The sequence below is a fragment of the Candidatus Blochmannia sayi (nom. nud.) genome, from assembly GCF_059935855.1.
Window position 1 is genome coordinate 483,663 of sequence record NZ_CP011796.1, and the last position, 21,052, is coordinate 504,714.

The following is a 21,052-nucleotide window of genomic DNA, read 5'->3' on the forward strand; positions in this document are numbered from 1 at the left end:
ATTATGATATTTCATTTACACAAATTACATTCATATTTTTACAGAACCATTAACAACACTTAAAATTTCTCCAGATTTAACTAATATTAACTGCAATTCTAAATTTGGTTTCTCTGCATCTCCGTAAGCAATACCATATAAGATATAATCTGCTTTTAAATAACTTGCAATTTTCATGGAAAAATTATAAGAATTCCTATTATCTTCCGGAAACACTCCTAATTCTCTATATACAGAATTCAATACTTCTATACTAATAACACTATATTTTTTAGTATTTTCTACAATACACTGAATTAATATCTTTGTGAGATTACTAGTTTGTAAAATGCCATTAGTATTATTTCTTATTAAATTTACTAACAATATGCTATCATGCTTAATTTCATCAAAAAACAAAGCATCCTGCAACATATTTAACAAAACATACTTCCAGTTAATCAAATTTATTTTTTCTGGCTCTAACAACACAGGTTCTGTATATAAAATACCTGTGTAAATACTACACAAACCAACATAACAATTAAAAAAAAACAACACAAAAAAAACAAATATATTATTTTTATTAATACTTATTATATACATAATCATCAATTACGAAAAACTATTATTTTATAATTTCATTTCATAATCTACACATTATTTAATGTAACAAATAATCTCTCTACTATTCATATATATAATTAACAAGACTTATACTTTGTATATAAATTATAAAAACCCAACTACTACAAAACATATTAAGCTGAAATTTACTTCAATACATTATAATAAAATCTATATTACCTACTTTACTTGCAATAAAGGCCCTAAAGATTTTCCTCCTAACAAATGCATATGAAGATGATAAATTTCTTGACCGGCATGATCATTGCAGTTAACTATTAAACGATAACCTGAATCATGTATATTCTTTTGTAATGCAATTTTTGATGCTACTACAAATAATCTTCCTAATGTTATTTCATCTGAAACTGTTACATGATTAACAGTAGGAATTAATATATTTGGAACAATTAATACATGCACAGGTGCTTGAGGATGCAAATCATAAAACGCAGTCACTAAATCATCTTGATATAAAATATCAGTTTTTACTTTTTTTTTAATAATATTTAGAAAAATATTATCTTTTTTCATAATTTATCCTATTGCTAAAAATATACCAATTATATTTGTATATTTTATAATACGAAAACTAATAATCTATTCTTAAATCTAAAAGACACTAACCAATTTATACCATACCACACCACATGATACCATCATTATCGTACACTTCACAGTCATTATAAAATTTAATTAATAACATTCACCAAACTATTTTCTTCCAAACACATAATATAATTATGTTGCTATTAAAGTTAATAACATAATAACAATAAAATAAATTATTTACTCAAACAAATACCTCGTCTAACATAAATATAAATATATATCTGTTAAACTAAATTATAAATTAAACAAAGTACGAAAATTAGCTGTAGTAGCCTGCGCTAATGTGTCTACATCTACATTTTTTATCAACGCTATATACTTAGCAATTTCATATATATAAGCAGGTTGATTTTCCTTTCCTCTATAAGGCTCTGGAGTTAAATAAGGAGAATCAGTTTCTAATAATATACGATCAAGAGGTATATACTTAATAACTGACTCCGTTATATGCGATTTTCTGAATGTAACCATCCCAGAAAAAGATATATAAAAATTAATATTCAATAATGCTCTTGCAGTATCTATGTCTTCACTAAAACAATGTAACACACCACCACAATCTTCTGATTTTTCTTCATATAAAAGAGAAATAGTGTCCTTGCAAGAAGCACGGCTATGTACAACAACTGGTTTTTTTGTTGCTATCGCAACACGAATATGTTCCCGAAATATCTTTTTTTGCTTACTTTTACTATCTGGTTTATGATAATAGTCCAACCCTGTTTCACCTATAGCTACTACATTTCTTTTAAAAGATAAAATATACAATTTTTTACTATCAAAATTCCTGTCATCATGCACATACGTCGGATGTACTCCACAAGAAAACATCACATCATTTCTGTATCCAATTAATTCAACCATTTTCTCATAATCTAACATAGTAGTACTAACCGATAAAAATAAATTTACTCCTCTTTGATTAGCTTTATTCAAAACATCTGAAATATCTTTATGAATATCTTGATAATTTAATTGATGCAAATGACAATGAGAATCCGCCAAACACATAATATCATATACTCCACTAATATAAACAAGATTCAACAATATCTTGTTTCCAATTTAACAAACGATAAGTTAATAATAATTCACGATCAACATTAGTAAATTCTTGAAAATAACGCAATAATATTAACCACTGCTGTAATTGATTACTTAATGATAACGCGGTGTTCCAGTACGCTGAAATCATAGTAATTAATTCCACCTGATCTAAATTTATTAAAAATTTCTTCTGTACTCCATTTTTCCATTTTAACGCATCTACGAGAACAGTGATAAACCAATACAAGTAATATACATTATTCCGATAAGTATTCAAAAACGGTACAAGTTTTAAAAAATCGCCACCTGTAATAACATCACTCACAGATTTACATAACTCCAATCGTCGCTTCCATAAACCTAACTTAAACATAGCCTCTGCTTCTATGGGCGATCCATCACATAAACGTAGTGAACATTGAGCCAATAATACATCATGTACTACTCGTTGTTGCATTAACCACTGCAACCCAAATGATTCTTTTGGAGATACAACAGACCACCGCATACACCGACTTAACAATGTTGTTGATATTCTCATATAATCTTTAGTTTTAAAAAAAAAATAAGTATTTATAGGAGGTTCATCGAGTATTTTCAATAAAACATTAACAGCCGCATCAGTTAAATATTCCACATAATTTATAAATATAATTTTTACCTTACTTCTATAAGCATGCTTATATACAGAACTAATACAAAAACGTACAACATCTACACTTATAGTTTGAGTGTAATTTTCTGGATTTAATTTATAATAATCAGGATGATGCCCTACATTCATTAATTTACAATTATGACAAACATTGCAATGTTGCAAAGCATTGGGATAAGAACAATTTAACCAACGTACAATCGCATCAATTAAAATATCTTCACCGTTATCCCGCTTGCTATTAAAAATCAATGCGTGATGTCCTTTATCTTTACAATAATAATTTAATATTTGATTATAAGTAGTATTTAACCAAGGATACCGTTTCATATAAAATATTCTTATAAATCGAACAAACACCGATCTAAATGTTCACAAACAGCAACAGATACCTCCTCTAAACTTTGAGAGGCATCAACAATAATAATATTTTTTTTTAAAGAAGCTAATTTTTTATAACAGGAACGTACTCTATCAAAAAAATTTAAAGATTCTTGCTCAATACGATCTAATGTTTTTCTATTTTTTACGCGAGATATGCTTAACTCCGGAGGAATATCAAGATATAATGTTAAATCTGGAGATAAACTACTTGTAACTTTATTGGATAAAATCTGCAACAATAATGTATCAATGCCTCTTCCGCCTCCTTGATATGCTTGTGAAGATAAATCATATCTATCTCCAATTACCCAATAACCTTTAGACAACGCTGGTTTAATAACATTTTCTACTAATTGAAATCGCGCAGCATATATCATTAATAACTCTGAAATATTATTAATAGGCTCAAGCCCCCCATGCTTAATCAACACGCGCAACACATCAGAAACGGGAGTACCCCCAGGTTCATGAGTGGTCAAGACATTAGTTATACCATACTTTTTTAAGTATTTCACGATTCCACAAACAGCGGTGGTTTTTCCGGAACCATCTAATCCCTCAATCGCGATAAACTTACTATCCACATCGTGTCCTATATAAGATGATAATATCATGCAATTTAAATTAAATTAAAATAATTAATCAAAGTAACATGAAATTATATTATCATTGTATATACAAATTTTAATAAACATATCGTTCCTAAATATACTCTATATAGATATTTATCAAAATTTATAAAATAAAATAAAAAAATAAAATCAATCTAAAACATAAAAATTAAAATTTAAATTTCATTACATGAAAATATAATCTGTAAATCATAATGATAATATTGAACAATAATTACTTATATTCAAAGTTACAATTAATAAATCAATTTGTAATAAATCTGTGTAATAAAATCCATCCGACAAAAAATATAAATACTATATGCAACTTACTTTACCTACATAAAAACTAAAATACTATAAAACAACATTATTTATAATGTGATAATTCAATAAATTGAACAATGTCCTATCCGAATAAAAACAATTATCAATTGATTTAACTGGTGCTAAAGGCAACAAAGAATTCGTAATAAAAACCTCATCTGCATTTTTTAAATGCTCAGGACCGACTACTACTTGTCGTATACAATATCCTAACTCTGGTAATACCCTCAAAACTAATTGACGTATTATCCCATTAACACCAGCATGACATAGAGATGGTGTAAATACTTGACCACCATTCCTCCAAAAAATATTAGCACTACAACATTCTATAATATTACCGTCAGTATCTAAAACTAATGCTTCATCAACTATCGTACTCTTGCTTAACCAAGCAGCAATCATAACCTGTTCCAATCTATTAAGATGTTTTATTCCCGTTAAAAAAGTATTACGCGCCAATCGAACAACACTAGTTCTCAACCTAATCCCCACATCAATCCAAGATATATAATGGTTTGGTAATGAACTAACATTAATTATACGTAACGGCTCAGTATCATTGTCATATTTATATCCATGTAATTTATCACTATTATTTCTACTTATTATCACTTTTATAACTCCATACTTATTCCCATAAGTTGCCGCTTGTAACATCTCTTGATGTAAAAGATTAAAATTAATATTATCAAACATTAATTTTTTTGCTGACACAATCAATCTATCCATATGCCAATCTAAAAGCTCTATTTTTCCATCCCGTAATTTTGCCGTTGTAAAAAAACCATCTCCAAAATGTAAAGCACGATTATTCAACGACACTGTTTTTTTATAAACTCCATTCACCCAATATGTTCCCATCCTATTTTACCAAAAAAAATAAATAACCTTATTATATGCAATCGTTCAATACAATTTATGCTAAAAATAAACATTTATCATTTGAATAACACATAATTTAAACAGATACAGTATTGTGTATACATAAATTATAAACAATATAAATCGCACGCAAACTATATACTTAGACTACAATTAGGATATACACTACAATACGTAACGATAATAAAGATTTTTAAACGCCACTTCTGTGTATACAAATTTATAATAATAATACAGCGATTATATACGTGTTATTACAACTATCTTTAAATTCTATAATTAATAATAACTATATTTAATAATAAACACCTTCAATGATGCTCAAAATCATTGATATTACTATCTTCTAATTTTATATGTAACCATTCGTTCTATTGAATAATAGAGTATCATTTCTTCATAGCAAAATAAATATAAGAATCAATAACGAACATAAAAATTAATTTATCCATGATAGAACAAATATATACAAAAACACCTAAAATTAAATCAATTCAACTTATTTTTGTAATATCAAAGTAACTCACTACAATGATATATCTATCTATAGTATTCATAACAAAATATATATATCTAAATTCTACAGTTATCGCTATTAATCATCTTTATTTCCATCACTATTACTAATAAAATCTATCGCTGCCTGCACAGTTGTAATTTTTTCAGCTTCTTCATCTGGAATTTCGATATCAAACTCCTCCTCCAATGCCATGACCAACTCAACAGTATCAAGAGAATCAGCTCCAAGATCATCAACAAACGAAGCATGATTCACAACCTCTTCTTGCTTCACCCCTAACTGTTCAGCAATAATTGTTTTTATTTTTTCTTCTATAGTACTCATATTTTTTATTTCCCTGTTAAAACGTACTTATATAATAATTTTAAAAAGACACAACACCATATTATTATCAAATATTTAATTTAATATATTATGTCATTATTAATATATTACCCCATATACATTCCACCATTAACATGTATCGTCTGCCCAGTAATATATTTTGAACTATCTGAAGCAAAAAATATTACTGCATGAGCCACATCTTTTGTATCCCCAAAACTATTTATTGGTATTTGTGACAAAATATTCTTTCTTTGTTTATCGGTTAATTTTTTCACCATATTTGTACAAATAAATCCTGGAACTACTAAATTAACTGTAATACCTCTAGAAGCAACCTCTCGAGCCAAAGACCTTGTAAATCCCACTAATCCTGACTTAGCAGCTGCATAATTTACTTGTCCAAAATTACCCGTCATACCAACTACAGATCCAATACTAATAATTCTACCATAACGTTTTTTGATCATCGGCTTTATTACTGCTTTAGACATACGATATGCAGCAGTTAAATTCACATCAATAACAGATTGCCATTCATCATCCTTCATATGTAATAAAATATTATCTTGAATAATACCGGCATTATTTATCAGTATATCAATATTACCAAATTCTTGATGCATCTTTTCTAAAAAGGCATCAATAGAATATTTTACAGTAACATTTAATTTCATTCCTTTTCCCTGTCCTTTTAAACACCTATCAATATCCTTGACACCTGACTCACTGGTTGCAGTCCCAATTACAATCGCCCCATTTATTGCAAACATTTCGATAATAGCACGTCCAATTCCACGACGAGCTCCAGTCACTAAAACAATTTTCTCATTAAAAATCATTCTACATATACTCCTTTATTAACTATATAAACACATTAATTCCAATTAATTTTCATCGCTTCCAACAATGAAACTGGATCGTTTACTGAACAACTAAATACATTATGGATAGTATTACGACGTATTAATCCAGTTAAAATTTTTCCAGGACCCATCTCTAAAAATCTTTCAATTTTTTGATGAACACAACAATACTGCACTATCTCATGCCAACGTACTGGAGTATACAACTGTCTTATCAAGGCCTTACGAATAGCTCCTGGATCCTGCTCAACATAAACGTCAGTATTATTTACTACTGGAATATTAGGGGTATAGATAGTTATTTTTTCTAATTCTTTTATAAACTTTTTAGCCATTGGCTTCATCAATGCACAATGTGATGGAACACTAATCGGAAGCATAAATACATGTTTTGCTCCTGCATTTTTACAATACAAATTAACACGATTTACTGCTTCTTTATGACCGGAAATAACTATATGACCAGGAGCGTTGAAACCAGCAGGAGAAACAATTTGGTCTTGTTCCGCTATTTTACACAATTCACAAACAACATCATTATTTAACCCAATAATTACAGACATAGCTCCCCGTTCATACGGTACTATTTCTTGCATCAACATACCACGTACCATTACTAATCTAACCGCTGAACACAAATCCATACTTTCCGCACACACTAGCGCAGAATACTCTCCTAAACTATGTCCTGCCATTATTTTAGGTATATAACCTCCCTGCTGTTTCCATAATCTCCACACAGCCACTGAAGCCGTTAAAATAGCTGGTTGTGCTCGATACGTTTTATTTAATTCTGTAATAGGTCCGCACTGCACCAACTTCCATATATCATAACCTAAAACTTCCGACGCTTCAGAAAAAGTTTCTTCCACTAAAGGATAATGCTCTGAAAGAGCTCTTAACATTCCTATATGTTGAGACGCTTGCCCTGGAAATACAACAGCTAACGTATTCATAATAACATTCCTCTTATTATACTTACATTAAAATCTTAATAACACTGAACCCCAGGTAAATCCAGCTCCAAACGCTTCTAATAATACCAATTGATCCGATTTAATACGACCATCGCGCACAGCTTCATCTAATGCTAAAGGAACAGAAGCTGCAGATGTATTACCATGCTTGTCAAGTGTAACCACTACCTTTTTCATATCTATATCTAATTGTTTAGCAGTAGCAGAAATAATTCGTAAATTAGCTTGATGCGGTACTAACCAATCCAACTCATCTTGATGTACATTATTAATATTAAGGGTTTCATCAATAACACGTGCTAACACAGAAACAGCTATTTTAAATACTTTATTGCCAGACATTGTTAAATAATTATTAGATATATCAGGATTTCTCCTGTTACAATTAGGAAGAGTCAATAAATCTCCATAATACCCATCTGCATGTAAATGAGTAGAAATAATACCTGGTTTTTCTGAACGCCCAAGTACTACTGCACCTGCCCCATCACCAAATAAAATTAATGTCCCACGATCCTTCGGATTTAGAGTATGACTTAAAGTATCTGAACCGACAACCAAAGCATAATCTACACTCCCATGTTTAATATATTGATCCGCCACTCCTAGCGCATAAACAAATCCAGAACAAGCAGCTGATAAATCAAAAGCGATAGTATCTCGTATACATAAATCACGCTGAATTTGACACGCTGAACTAGGAAACGCATGACTGGCTGAGGTAGTAGCGACAATAATAATACCTACCTCATCAGCGCGCACACAAGACATCTCTAAAGCCCGTTTAGCAGCAAAATAACCCATTCTAGCAACAGTTTCATCGATACTAGAAATACGCCGCTCTTGAATACCAGTACGCGTGACAATCCATTCATGAGACGTATCTACCATTTTTTCTAAAATAACATTAGATCGAATGTTTGTGGGTAAATAACTCCCTGTGCCAAGTATTCTAGTAAACATGTATATTCAATTATTATTTTTAGATAACACTGCACTTAATCGAGTAGAAATTTTCTCCGGAACTTTTCGTTCTACAGCATGAATCGCTTGTATAATAGCAGCAGTAAATGCACGTTGATTGGCTGCTCCATGACTTTTTATTACCGTACTACGTAAACCTACCAAATAAGCGCCATTATACCAATCAGGATTTAATTGACTAAATTGACTAAATAAATACTTACTCATCCAAAATTTAATACCTTTCGTAAACCAATTTAATTTATTTTTTCTTTCCGATGACTGAAATGTTGACAAAATAACTCTTATAACTCCTTCCATAGTTTTTAAAGTAATATTTCCAATAAATCCATCGCAAACTAAAACATCTGTTTTCCCCATTAATAAATCATTTGCTTCTATATAACCAATATAATGAATTGATGGAATAGTATGTAATATTTCTGAAGCACGACGAATATTATCTAAACCCTTGGTTTCTTCCGATCCAATATTTAATAACGCTACTCTTGGATTACTCACACCCAAAATCTGTTCTGATAACACCGAACCCATAATTGCAAACTGCACTAACATTGCCCCATCACATGCAATATTTGCACCTAAATCCAAAATAACAGTTCGACCTTTTTTTTGGTGTGGTAATAACGTTGTCAAAGCAGGACGCTCAATACCGCTTATAGATTTAAGCACTAATTTAGACAAACCCATAAGCGCGCCTGTATTACCCGCACTAACACAAGCTTGAGCACGCCCTGATTTAATAAGCTCTAAAGCTACGCGCATTGAAGTATCTCTACTTATTCTAATAGCTTGAGCAGGTCTAACGTTACTACCTATTACTGATTTTGCAGGAATAACAGTTAACCTATCAAGCAACACGGATCTCGATGTAGTTAACAAAGGAAAAATTACATCAGGATTTCCAACAAGTAACAGTTCAAGTTTTGGATATAAAGACAATGCTCGTAAAGAAGCAGGAACTGTTACAATAGGGCCAAAATCTCCACCCATTGCGTCTAATGCAAGAACTAAATTTTGTAGTTGTATATTATTTTTCAAAAATTACTTCTCAATCATCTTTCGGCCGCGATAAAAACCATTCAAAGTAATATAGTGACGTCGATGTACTTCTCCAGAAGTGCGATCCATTGATAAAATAATTGGACACAACGCATGATGAGAACGACGCATTCCTCTTGTAGAACGAGTAGATTTATTTTGTTGTACAGCCATAATACTGTGCCCCCTTTTTATAAATTTTAACGTTATTTATTAGCTAAATAACCAATATAATTCTAATTAATTCATATAAACAATTGAAATATCCATTTCTGTCATAAAATATGACATAAATTATTTTCAACTAATAACATTTAAATTATTTTGTATTTTAAATAACATTATTTTATTAATATACAAAACACACACTAATTTAATAATTAGTGTATAAACAACATACTATATCTATTTAAATTAATTATTTATATTAGTATTAAATATTTTCCATAACATTTATAAATCATCAAAAACATCACAAACAATACACAGCTACTGAATACACACACATTCACATGCATTTCAAAATGTACAAAACTAACAAAAATTAATACAATTTATCAAAAAACTATTATTGATGATATATCATTATCATCTTAAACTTTTATATATTTACTTGTTTTGTTATGATAACACTGTTATCTAATAACTAAATATATCGAACCTGATATCAATCGTCACTAACTAACACCACGCTATTTAATTAGATAAAAATTTAAATAAATAACAATGCATAAAATTCAATCTCCATAAATACTCATTGTTTTACCTTTTTCTTAAATTCTAAACAATTACATGATAAATAATATTTAATTTAAATTATAACTATTATTTACAACGAAAATCACCATCCAAACACAAAATACTTTATATTTAATAAAATAATTAAAAAAAATTTTTATTTTAATCACAAAAAACATACAAATATTATTCAAATAATATTGCTCAATATATAATTGAGCATATTTTCAGCACAAAATCCACGTTTTATAAAAACAAATTTAATTTTATTAAATAATAATACACAGTTAATTCAATTTTTTTATTAAAATCAACTGTATATTATCTATAATCAAACACCGCCACTAAATTGTTTTACAAGTAAAAATTATATACATTCATTTTTGAAATTAACACCACCAATATCGCAACACAACAGAAATACAAATAATAAAGATTATTCTTCTAATTTTATATGTTAAAACAAATCTATTTTACTTAAATTAAGTATTAATTACAAAAATTAAAACACTATCATCAAAATATTTACTCATATTTTTATTATATTTATCAATTAAAAAGAACTAATCATGATTACATTTCTCAAAAAACATAAACAATCATAAAACGATTTGTCCAATGATGCATATATATAAAAATCCTTTTTTGTATTTGGATGTATAAAACGTAACATAGAAGCGTGTAAAAATAACCGATTAAATCCAAATTTTTTAAATTTCATATTAGATATGTGACAACCATACACATGATCTCCTACAATAGGATGATTAACACATTTAGTATGTACTCTAATCTGATGTGTACGTCCAGTAATAGGTTTAATTGTAAGCAAAGTTGCTGTATTAGCAAACTGTTCTTTAATTTGAAAACAAGTTTTAGAAAATTTTCCCTTTTCTGGACTTATATAAATAATTTTATTACCATTAAATAAAGTGTTTTCTCTTAATAACGGCGCAGATATTATTTGTGTATTTATATCCCATTTCCCATGTACTAAAGCTAAATATTCTTTTTCTATATTTTGTAAACGTAATTGTTCATGTAAATACACCAAAGAAGCCCGTTGTTTAGCTATCAACAATACACCAGAAGTTTCTCGATCCAAACGATGAACTAATTCTAAAAACTGTGCTTGAGGACGCAATGCTCGTAATCCTTCAATAATGCCAAATTTTAGACCACTTCCTCCATGTACAGCAATACCAGTTGGTTTGTTAAGTGCCAATAAATAATCATCTTCGTAAATTATAATATTCTGTAAAAATGCAATTTCTTGTATACATTTAACATTAAACCTATCTGTCCTCATCCCTTTGATTGGAGGAATTCTTAAAACATCCCCCACCTTTAATTTATATTGAAATTTAATTCTCTTTTTATTAATACGTATCGCACCAGTTCGTATGATTCTATAAATCATAGATCTGGGTACTACCTTTAAATAAGTACACAAAAAATTATCAATCCTTTGCCCAGAAAAAATTGAAGAAATTTTAATAAAACGTACACGAATATCATGTTCTTTCATAAGAAACCATGGTAATTATATAATTGTTTTAATATAATAATAAAAACAGCAATAAAAAATAATAATTACAATAGACTAAACCAAATACTCCGAAAATTAAAATAATTAATCATTTAAAACCAATAACATAAATATATAATCATGTATATATGTGCATATTTACAAAAATTATTAATCCTTTTGACCCGCTACAAGCACAATTATTGATTAAGTATCATGACCATAAAATTACCTATAAATAATATTACAAAAAATATTTATAATAATTGTATATTACATTATATAAATACAATAGTTTATCAATAACAAAACTAATACTATAAATTTACATGACTATGTAACTATCAATAATCCCAAGGATTTTACAGAAACATTATACATTCAATTTATAAACTCAAATCTATTGAATATCAAACTTACAAAATGCTAAAAATAATTAAATTATTTAAATTACAAAACACATCTACATTCCAAAATATCAACATCGAGTATAAATTATAATGAAAAGAATGTTAATTAATGCCACTCAACAAGAAGAGCTACGCGTAGCATTAGTGGATGGACAACGATTATATGATCTAGATATCGAAACAATAGGTCATGAACAAAAAAAATCAAATATTTATAAAGGCAAAATTATTCGAATTGAACCTAGTTTAGAAGCAGTATTTGTAGATTATGGAGTCGAACGACACGGATTTCTCCCAATAAAAGAAATTGCTCAAGAATATTTTCTTTCCTCATCATCCCCTTATCACAAATCTAATATTAAAGAAATTTTATGTGAAGGACAAGAATTAATTGTACAAGTAGATAAAGAAGAAAGGGGAAATAAAGGTGCTGCATTAACTACTTTTATCAGTTTAGCAGGTAGCTACTTAGTTCTTATGCCAAACAACCCTAAAGCTGGTGGAATATCAAGACGTATTGAAGGCAATGATCGTATTGAGCTAAAAGAAACCCTATCTACTTTAGAATTACCTGAAGGAATGAGTCTAATTATTCGTACCGCCGGAGTAGGCAAATCTACTGAAGCATTAGCATGGGATCTGACCTCTCGCCTACAACATTGGCAAACTATTAAAAACACTGCAGCAACCCAATTAGCTCCTTTTTTAATTCATCAAGACAGTAACGTTATCGTACGCGCATTTCGCGATTATTTACGACCAGACATAGGAGAAATTTTAATTGATAACCCTAAAATCTTAAATTTAGCCAAAGAACATATCACTTCTCTAGGTCGTCCAGATTTTGCTAAAAAAATAAAATTATACAATGGTGATATTCCATTATTCAGTCACTATCAAATAGAATCTCAAATTGAATCAGCATTTCAACGAGAAGTACGATTACTATCTGGAGGATCTATTGTTATAGATACTACTGAAGCATTAACAGCAATCGATATTAATTCTGCACGTTCCACTAAAGGATTAGATATCGAAGACACAGCGTTTAATACTAACTTAGAAGCAACTGAAGAAATAGCGCGTCAATTACGTCTACGTGATGTAGGTGGTTTAATAGTCATCGATTTTATAGATATGAACTCAATTCGACACCAACGTGAAATTGAAAATAACCTTAAAATAGCAGTACATCAAGATCGCGCACGTGTCCAAATAGGACGTATTTCTAAATTTGGTTTATTAGAACTATCTAGACAACGATTAAGTTCATCGTTAGGAGAATCAAGTCATCATGTTTGTCCGCGTTGTAGTGGTACCGGCAGTATCCGTGACAATGAATCACTTTCTTTATCCATCTTACGTTTAATTGAAGAAGAAGCACTAAAAAATAATACTTATGAAGTACATGCAATTGTTCCCGTAGTCATTGCCTCATATTTACTGAATGAAAAACGAAAAGCCATCAGCGATATAGAGCAACGCCAAAAAGGAGTACGAGCTATCATAGTGCCCTACGAACAAATGCAAACTCCAAATTATGAGGTAAGACGTATACGTAAAGGCGAAATAAACAATAAACCAAGTTATCTGTTGGCAACAAATCAAAATAACGAGATCATTCATGCATCTGGAGAAATCATACCCTCAATTTACTCTTGCAACACAAAACAACCACAATCAAAAACACTTTTTCTATCACGTTCACTGCCTATTTTCAACAAAAATATATTTTATTATATAAATCATATATTACAATATAAATCCAAACACAAGATTGAATGGTTTAATAAAACAAAAAATAATTGGTACAAAATATTTCATTCATATTTTGACAGTTACAATAAAACAACTCACAAATTAATAAATAAACTTCAAACATTTGCTCATTATACATACGCTAAAATTGTAAACAAAAAAAAATTATCTCAATATTTAAATCATTACTACAAATCAAATCAGTGTTATCATTCTAAATATAACGACTACGCTGAAAAAAAATATCAACATAATATAAAAACCAACATTAACTCATACGAAGACAACAAACAAATAAACTATATTATAAGTAAATGTCATAATATTCCATCTCTGTTCGAACTTACTAAAAATACCAACAACACTATATTTAACACCAATGATACTACTAATCAAACACAATCCTTAAAACAAATAGAAAATCAAATACCTACACAAAGACACAATAGACGGAATTATAATAATATTAAATCTAAAAATTTAAAAAAAACAGACCATTCAAAATCTAATGAATGGTCAAAAAATTATCAATCTAAACATACTTTGCATATGAAAATCGATCAAAAACTATCTCCTACAGAGATTAATCCCTACAACGCACAGAACATACCAAATTCCTCTAATATTTCTACAAAAAAAATCATCGTTGACGAAATAAATTCTACTACCATTCACAACACCAACAATATTAACACTTCTGATTTACGATTCAATAATCCTAATATTTCAAAAAAAATCAATAATACCACTATACGCTATTCATATATTTCTCATAATACCGACAAGCATAATGATAATATAAATCACCAACAAGAAAACAATAAAAATTGTACACAATTTATTCGTCGTCTACGCCGTTCTTCTCGTCATTTCCGTATAAATTCTAAATACCGATTACAACAACGTAAAGAAAAAATTACATTAAAGAAAATAAAACAATATTGTCAAACAAATATAAAACAACATCTAAAATAAATTCTACAACTTTTCTCAATACAAACATCCATATAACTAAATATCCTCTAAAAGAAAAAATTAGTTTCTTTGAATTTATATAAAATTAAATAAACAATATAATATATATAAATTATCATATTGAACGTCATTACTATCCTCAACAATACAATAAACTCACACAAAAACTACACATATCAGCACATACATACAATTTATATAATTTATATTAATCAACACTTTTTAATTTTGTTAACCGTAAACAATTATATAGACAATTTAAAAATATGTTATACATTATTCAATGTATCGTACAATTTAATAAGAAATAAATTTTATATGTGCTAATATAAATAATTATAAAATTAACTATATATGAAAAAACTTCCAGTCTTTAATTATTCTTTTTTGTACCCAAAATTTTGGCTAATTTGGATCGGTATAGCTACCCTATATCTTCTAGTATTACTTCCTTATCCTTTTATATATTATCTTGGTACTAGAATCGGTCGTATTACAAAATATTTTTTATTAAATCGTATGCGTATTATTCGCAGGAATTTAGAACTTTGTTTTCCTAAATTATCAAATCAAGAAAAACAAAAATTGTTCAATAAAAATTGTGAATCTATAGGCATGGGAATCTTTGAAACTGGTATGGCTTGGTTTTGGCCAGAATATAGAATTAAACATTGGTTTAAAATTACAGGGCTAATAAATATAACTCAAACACGAAAAAAAAATAAAGGAATATTATTGATTGGAATGCATTTTCTTACCTTAGAATTAGGCGCTAGAATTTTAGGAATGATAAATCCTGGAATCGGAGTATATCGCCCTAATAATAACCCATTATTAGATTGGTTACAAACTAAGGGACGATTAAGATCTAATAAAGCAATGCTAAATCGTGCTAATGTTAAAGGCATAATTAAAGCCTTAAAAAATGGCGAAATTGTTTGGTATGCGCCAGATCATGATTATGGATATAAAAACAGTGTATTTGTTCCTTTATTCGCAGTGTCACATGCAGCAAGCACTATAGGCACCTATATATTCACAAAAATCGCCCAACCTGCAATTATCCCATTCGTAGCCCGCAGGTTACCCAATGCTCTTGGATACGAATTATTAATTCTGCCTAACAAACAAGATGAAATATCTTTAAAAACAAACATCATCGATACAATTAAATGCATGAATACAGTTATAGAACAAGTGATTTTATTAGCCCCTGACCAATATATGTGGTTACATCGTCGATTCAAAACCAGACCACCTGGAGAATCTTCTTTATATTAACCAATAAACGAACTAAAATTATCAAATAAATAATATATATTTTATAAAATAATTACTAAAACAGACATATTAAGCCTTAAAATTACTATATACAAATGTAACATTATTAAAACTTATAACATTCAATTTAATAAAAACAAAAAAATACTTCATTATTTATAACAATATTAGTAAATATTTCCATTCAACTAAAAATTATTAAAATATGTTAAATTGATCATTGTATATTAATAATAGTTCTCATAACGTTATGATACCATAAATATCGTTATATTAATTGATACTAAATTAAATAAAGATACTTTAAAAAAATTAAAAAACTTATGCAAAACACTGCATGTTTTTACACAAACACATAATATACAAGTAATATACTACTATAATAAATAAACAACACAATTTTTACTACATAACATAGAAACAAACATGAACACAAAAATATATTCGTATATACTGCTCATTAATGTGATCCTGTATTCTCATTTTTCATCTGCTATTGTCTATACATTACCTGAAAATAACAATAGATTAATCGGCAACAACATAGAAATCATCACCCCTAAAAATAATATATATCCTCTTGAATATTTTTCTGCGCAATTTCAAGTAGGTATTAGCAATATGTTAGAAGCTAATCCCAATATTGACGTATATCTTCCAGATTCAGAAAAACGACTAATAATTCCACATAAACTCATTTTACCAAATACATCCCATTTAGGTATTGTTATAAACAACGCTGAAATGCGATTATATTATTACCCAAAAAATAACAATACTGTCATTGTATTACCCATAGCTATCGGAACAATTGAAAACGCAACACCATCTCCATGGAGAACCTCAATAAAACACAAAAAAAAAACCCAATTTGGATACCTACCAAAAATATGCGAGATGAATACATAAAACACGGAAAAACATTACCTGCAATTTTTCCAGCAGGACCCAATAATCCAATGGGATCATATGCTCTATACTTAGGCAAGAATTATGCTATTCATGGTACCAACAGTAATTTTGGAATTGGACTAAGAGTAACACGCGGTTGCATTAGATTACGACCTCAAGACATAGAATACCTTTTCAATATAGTACCTGTTGGCACTATAGTACAGTTTATTAACGAACCTATAAAAAGCACTATCGAAACAGATGGAATGCAATACCTAGAAATACACAATCCACTATCTCGTGATAATGCAGAAAAAAATAACTCTAATGAATCAGTAACAACATATTTAAAAACACAAATACAATCCATACTAACAGAAAATAACCCTAATATAGATTATGAAATTGTCAATCAAGCACTGAAAGATCGTTCTGGAATACCAGTAAATATTACACGTAAATAATTATCAGCAATTAAAATACATAAATAAATACAAAAATACATGTATCTGCATACATGATTGGGAGACATAACTAACCTATCTGATAATCACTATAACGATAGAATCATGCTATATTTTTTTTAAATACAAAAATATTTGTTGTAAATATTCACATATTTCTATTATACAAAACAATACAGTCTGTTTGTCATCACAAATTTACCCGGGACGAGATTTGAACTCGTATGGCTCTAAGCCGAGGGATTTTAAGTCCCTTGTGTCTACCTATTCCACCACCCGGGCGGGTTACTATTTTTAATATAAGGCGCGTTTCGGAATTGAACCGAACTGCACGGATTTGCAATCCGCTACATAACCAATCTGCCAACGCGCCTTATCAATAAGATATATCAAACACAAAATAAAACAATCATCACAATCAAATTAATGTAATTATATAGAGAAATATACTTCTATATGTACATTCAATTTTTTTTATTCCATTCAAAATCGTAATTAAATTAACCCACAACATCAAAAACTGCAGTATAAACATATACTCATCTTAATGATACTGAAATTAAATTATTAAATTCAAAATCACATTATTTAGTTTGAAATAGCACCCAATCACACGTAAATATAAATAACAAATTAACTATTACATAATAACTTAATTATAACTACATCAACAAAACTGTGTTTATAAATATAATCTAACATCAGACTCACATAAATAATATTATATTAATTCATAAAAAACATATGTTATTACATGTAAACTTATCTCACTCCGAAAAAACTAATATTTAACATATCAATATGCATTGATATGTTAAATATTAAAACACAACCAAATTTTTAAAAAAAATTATAACTATCTATCACGACGAACTCTCTATTGATCAAAAAAAATAACACCGAATAAAATCAATAATTTAATAAATCATACCACGCATTATACAAATAAATGTACATAGACCAAAATGTCAATAATACCGACACATATAGCGCAATAATACCTACAATTATTATCCATTCATCAGGACTCCACAATAAAGCAGTCAAAGACAACATTTGTATGAATGTTTTAATTTTGCTAACCCAAGAAACAACAACACTATTACGACTACCAATCACAGCTATCCATTCACGTAATGCTAATATAATAACCTCACGAATAATCATGCTAGAAGCTGGTAATGTAATCCACCACACATGAAAATGCTCAGCAACTAAAATAAGCGCTGACACTATCATAATTTTATCTGCCACTGGATCTAAAAATCTACCAAAACTAGTGGTTTGCTTCCAACGACGCGCCAAAAATCCATCAACCCAATCTGTAATAGCCGCAACAAAAAATATAACAGTGCACACCATTGGAGCCCAATACACAGGTAAATAAAACGTCACAATGAAAAAAGGTACCATAATAACACGAAGTAAAGTCAAATACGTTGGTATATTAATGATGTTCATAATTGCAAAAAATAATCTAATATAATTATACTGTTGTAATTTTAAAAACATGCTCTCTACATAAAAATAAAAAATATGTATACGCATATACAATATATATCATAATTCACACATTATAGCTGGTGTAAATATAGCCATAATTTTTATTCAAAAACACCACACAAACTGCTATCAAATTTTAGTTTAAAATAAATGTTATTACAACTTAAGATTACAATACAGTCTAATAACTTAACTAAAATTAACAATATTACTTAAATGCTTTATAAAAAGTGAGGTTTCATCATATATATATGACGATTTAAAAAATTTAATCAAATCAACATTAATAAATAGTGAATAATATATCATCACCAATCCATCTTAATATTATTTCTTGTAAAAAATAAATAACACTATTGTGTACTAATAGTTATTAGTTATAATATATAATTCATAATAATTTAAAGACTGTAACATCATTGCAAGATATTATTTTGTAAAAGAAACGGGTCGTTAGCTCAGATGGCAGAGCGGTTGACTCTTAATCAATTAGTCGCAGGTTCGAATCCTGCACGACCCAATCAATTAAAACTTAACAAATTAGCATTATGACAAAAACAATACAAAACACATAATAAATAATCCTTAAGATCTTTAACACATATAATTAATTGATTATTCATAATGCTATTTCATATCAAGATACAAAATACTTTAACAATACCTCTTAACATTTATCAACCATCTTATCATAAAAAATAAAAAACTAATTATTAAAAATTATTCCAATAATTAATACTATTGAACATTCTTATAGCATCCTTAACAAAAGATATCATTCATACTTATGAATATAAATTATTATAATTAAACCAATTTATAAATAACACTCATTATACAACATATAAACAACAATAATTTCGGAGGAGTAGAGATTCGAACTCTAGAATGTTTACATTACCAGTTTTCAAGACTGGCGCCTTCAACCTCTCGGCCACTCCTCCAAAAAAATAATTAAAAATAATAAATTTTATTATTCTATTCATATTAATCTTTAATACATATATAAACAACATATCTTTTAAATACATGAGCTCTAACATTATAAAAAATAATAACACTGAACCTTAGTTAATATTAAATCAATTAAACCATTCCCATAAATAATAAATGACATTATATAAATTAAATAATAACTCCTCATACCGTGCATATTTCATGTAAAATTATACAAATGTATTAATCTTAAAATAAATACAACAATACATTTATGTATATATGTACTTTACATTATATTTAAATTAAATATTATTTTTATATATATATATATCAGGGTATAATAATTTTTTTATTCAAAATTTCAACTATTAAATTATTCAGGAAAAATTCATGAAATACAATCAAATAAACACAAATGCTAATTCACAAGGATATTTAATACGCATTGAAGATTGGAATGAAGAAATTGCAACAAATATCGCTAAATTAGAAGGTATTACACTAAATAAAATACACTGGGAAATTATATATTTTGTACGCGCATTCTATGCGGAATTTAACACTCTACCAAAAATCAGAATGTTAATTAATATTATAGAACTTAAACATGGTAAAGAAAAAGGAAACAGCCGATATTTTGCAAAACTATTTCAAAAGGGACCTGTAGCTCAAAAAATTGCAAAAATCTCTGGCCTGCCTAAACCCATTGGATGTGTATAACAC

Annotated in this window: 17 protein-coding genes, 4 tRNA genes and 1 pseudogene; 5 read left to right on the forward strand and 17 right to left on the reverse strand. The window is 28.4% G+C overall.

Annotated features, from left to right (window positions below; genetic code table 11):
- Positions 1–30: 30 nt before the first annotated feature.
- The 13 genes from Bsayi582_RS02040 to rluC form a co-directional block, all read right to left on the reverse strand.
- On the reverse strand, positions 31–540 hold the full coding sequence (locus Bsayi582_RS02040) for an LpoB-related protein (RefSeq protein ID WP_500815577.1): 510 nt from the start codon (positions 538–540) through the stop codon (positions 31–33).
- A 246-nt stretch (positions 541–786) separates the two neighbouring features.
- Positions 787–1,140: an HIT domain-containing protein gene (locus tag Bsayi582_RS02045; RefSeq protein WP_500815578.1), complete on the reverse strand. Its 354-nt coding sequence runs from the start codon at positions 1,138–1,140 to the stop codon at positions 787–789.
- A gap of 312 nt (positions 1,141–1,452) precedes the next feature.
- Entirely contained in the window at positions 1,453–2,229 is a 777-nt protein-coding gene (locus Bsayi582_RS02050) for a YchF/TatD family DNA exonuclease (protein ID WP_500815579.1), read from the reverse strand.
- A gap of 16 nt (positions 2,230–2,245) precedes the next feature.
- Positions 2,246–3,250, reverse strand: a complete 1,005-nt coding sequence (locus Bsayi582_RS02055) for a DNA polymerase III delta subunit-related protein (protein WP_500815580.1) — start codon at positions 3,248–3,250, stop codon at positions 2,246–2,248.
- 11 nt (positions 3,251–3,261) lie between these two features.
- The gene (gene tmk, locus Bsayi582_RS02060; protein WP_500816097.1) at positions 3,262–3,888 is read right to left on the reverse strand and encodes a dTMP kinase; all 627 of its coding nucleotides are present in this window, start codon (positions 3,886–3,888) and stop codon (positions 3,262–3,264) included.
- A gap of 384 nt (positions 3,889–4,272) precedes the next feature.
- The gene (gene pabC / locus Bsayi582_RS02065; protein WP_500815581.1) at positions 4,273–5,091 is read right to left on the reverse strand and encodes an aminodeoxychorismate lyase; all 819 of its coding nucleotides are present in this window, start codon (positions 5,089–5,091) and stop codon (positions 4,273–4,275) included.
- Between the two features lie 631 nt (positions 5,092–5,722).
- Positions 5,723–5,971 carry an acyl carrier protein gene (gene acpP / locus Bsayi582_RS02070; protein WP_500815582.1) on the reverse strand — a complete coding sequence of 83 codons (249 nt, stop codon included), beginning with the start codon at positions 5,969–5,971 and terminating at the stop codon, positions 5,723–5,725.
- Between the two features lie 107 nt (positions 5,972–6,078).
- On the reverse strand, positions 6,079–6,813 hold the full coding sequence (fabG, locus tag Bsayi582_RS02075; protein WP_500815583.1) for a 3-oxoacyl-ACP reductase FabG: 735 nt from the start codon (positions 6,811–6,813) through the stop codon (positions 6,079–6,081).
- 35 nt (positions 6,814–6,848) lie between these two features.
- Positions 6,849–7,793 carry an ACP S-malonyltransferase gene (fabD, locus tag Bsayi582_RS02080; protein WP_500815584.1) on the reverse strand — a complete coding sequence of 315 codons (945 nt, stop codon included), beginning with the start codon at positions 7,791–7,793 and terminating at the stop codon, positions 6,849–6,851.
- A 27-nt stretch (positions 7,794–7,820) separates the two neighbouring features.
- Positions 7,821–8,777, reverse strand: a complete 957-nt coding sequence (locus tag Bsayi582_RS02085) for a beta-ketoacyl-ACP synthase III (RefSeq protein ID WP_500815585.1) — start codon at positions 8,775–8,777, stop codon at positions 7,821–7,823.
- Positions 8,778–8,783: 6 nt separating this feature from the next.
- The gene (gene plsX / locus Bsayi582_RS02090; protein WP_500816098.1) at positions 8,784–9,791 is read right to left on the reverse strand and encodes a phosphate acyltransferase PlsX; all 1,008 of its coding nucleotides are present in this window, start codon (positions 9,789–9,791) and stop codon (positions 8,784–8,786) included.
- 51 nt (positions 9,792–9,842) lie between these two features.
- Positions 9,843–10,013, reverse strand: coding sequence for a 50S ribosomal protein L32 (rpmF, locus tag Bsayi582_RS02095; protein WP_500815586.1), 171 nt, complete (start codon positions 10,011–10,013; stop codon positions 9,843–9,845).
- Between the two features lie 1,117 nt (positions 10,014–11,130).
- A complete protein-coding gene (rluC, locus tag Bsayi582_RS02100) occupies positions 11,131–12,105 on the reverse strand; it encodes a 23S rRNA pseudouridine(955/2504/2580) synthase RluC (RefSeq protein WP_500815587.1) in 975 nt (324 codons plus the stop codon).
- Between the two features lie 500 nt (positions 12,106–12,605).
- On the opposite strand from rluC, the gene rne reads away from it, so the two are divergent.
- The 3 genes and pseudogenes from rne to Bsayi582_RS02115 all read left to right on the forward strand — a co-directional run bounded on the left by rne (position 12,606) and on the right by Bsayi582_RS02115 (position 17,887).
- Entirely contained in the window at positions 12,606–15,248 is a 2,643-nt protein-coding gene (rne, locus tag Bsayi582_RS02105) for a ribonuclease E (RefSeq protein WP_500815588.1), read from the forward strand.
- A gap of 354 nt (positions 15,249–15,602) precedes the next feature.
- Positions 15,603–16,529, forward strand: coding sequence for an LpxL/LpxP family Kdo(2)-lipid IV(A) lauroyl/palmitoleoyl acyltransferase (lpxL, locus tag Bsayi582_RS02110; protein ID WP_500815589.1), 927 nt, complete (start codon positions 15,603–15,605; stop codon positions 16,527–16,529).
- Positions 16,530–16,955: 426 nt separating this feature from the next.
- Positions 16,956–17,887 (forward strand): annotated as a pseudogene (locus Bsayi582_RS02115) (L,D-transpeptidase family protein).
- Positions 17,888–18,086: 199 nt separating this feature from the next.
- Here the strand turns inward: Bsayi582_RS02115 and Bsayi582_RS02120 are convergent.
- The 3 genes from Bsayi582_RS02120 to pgsA form a co-directional block, all read right to left on the reverse strand.
- Positions 18,087–18,169 (reverse strand) — tRNA-Leu (locus Bsayi582_RS02120).
- Between the two features lie 20 nt (positions 18,170–18,189).
- A tRNA-Cys gene (locus Bsayi582_RS02125) sits at positions 18,190–18,260 on the reverse strand.
- A 536-nt stretch (positions 18,261–18,796) separates the two neighbouring features.
- Positions 18,797–19,348, reverse strand: a complete 552-nt coding sequence (pgsA, locus tag Bsayi582_RS02130) for a CDP-diacylglycerol--glycerol-3-phosphate 3-phosphatidyltransferase (RefSeq protein ID WP_500815590.1) — start codon at positions 19,346–19,348, stop codon at positions 18,797–18,799.
- 489 nt (positions 19,349–19,837) lie between these two features.
- Between pgsA and Bsayi582_RS02135 the strand changes: the two genes are divergently transcribed.
- A tRNA-Lys gene (locus Bsayi582_RS02135) sits at positions 19,838–19,910 on the forward strand.
- Between the two features lie 341 nt (positions 19,911–20,251).
- Here the strand turns inward: Bsayi582_RS02135 and Bsayi582_RS02140 are convergent.
- Positions 20,252–20,334: transfer RNA gene (locus Bsayi582_RS02140), tRNA-Ser, on the reverse strand.
- Positions 20,335–20,719: 385 nt separating this feature from the next.
- Between Bsayi582_RS02140 and Bsayi582_RS02145 the strand changes: the two genes are divergently transcribed.
- Positions 20,720–21,049: a TusE/DsrC/DsvC family sulfur relay protein gene (locus Bsayi582_RS02145; RefSeq protein WP_500815591.1), complete on the forward strand. Its 330-nt coding sequence runs from the start codon at positions 20,720–20,722 to the stop codon at positions 21,047–21,049.
- Positions 21,050–21,052 lie beyond the last annotated feature (3 nt).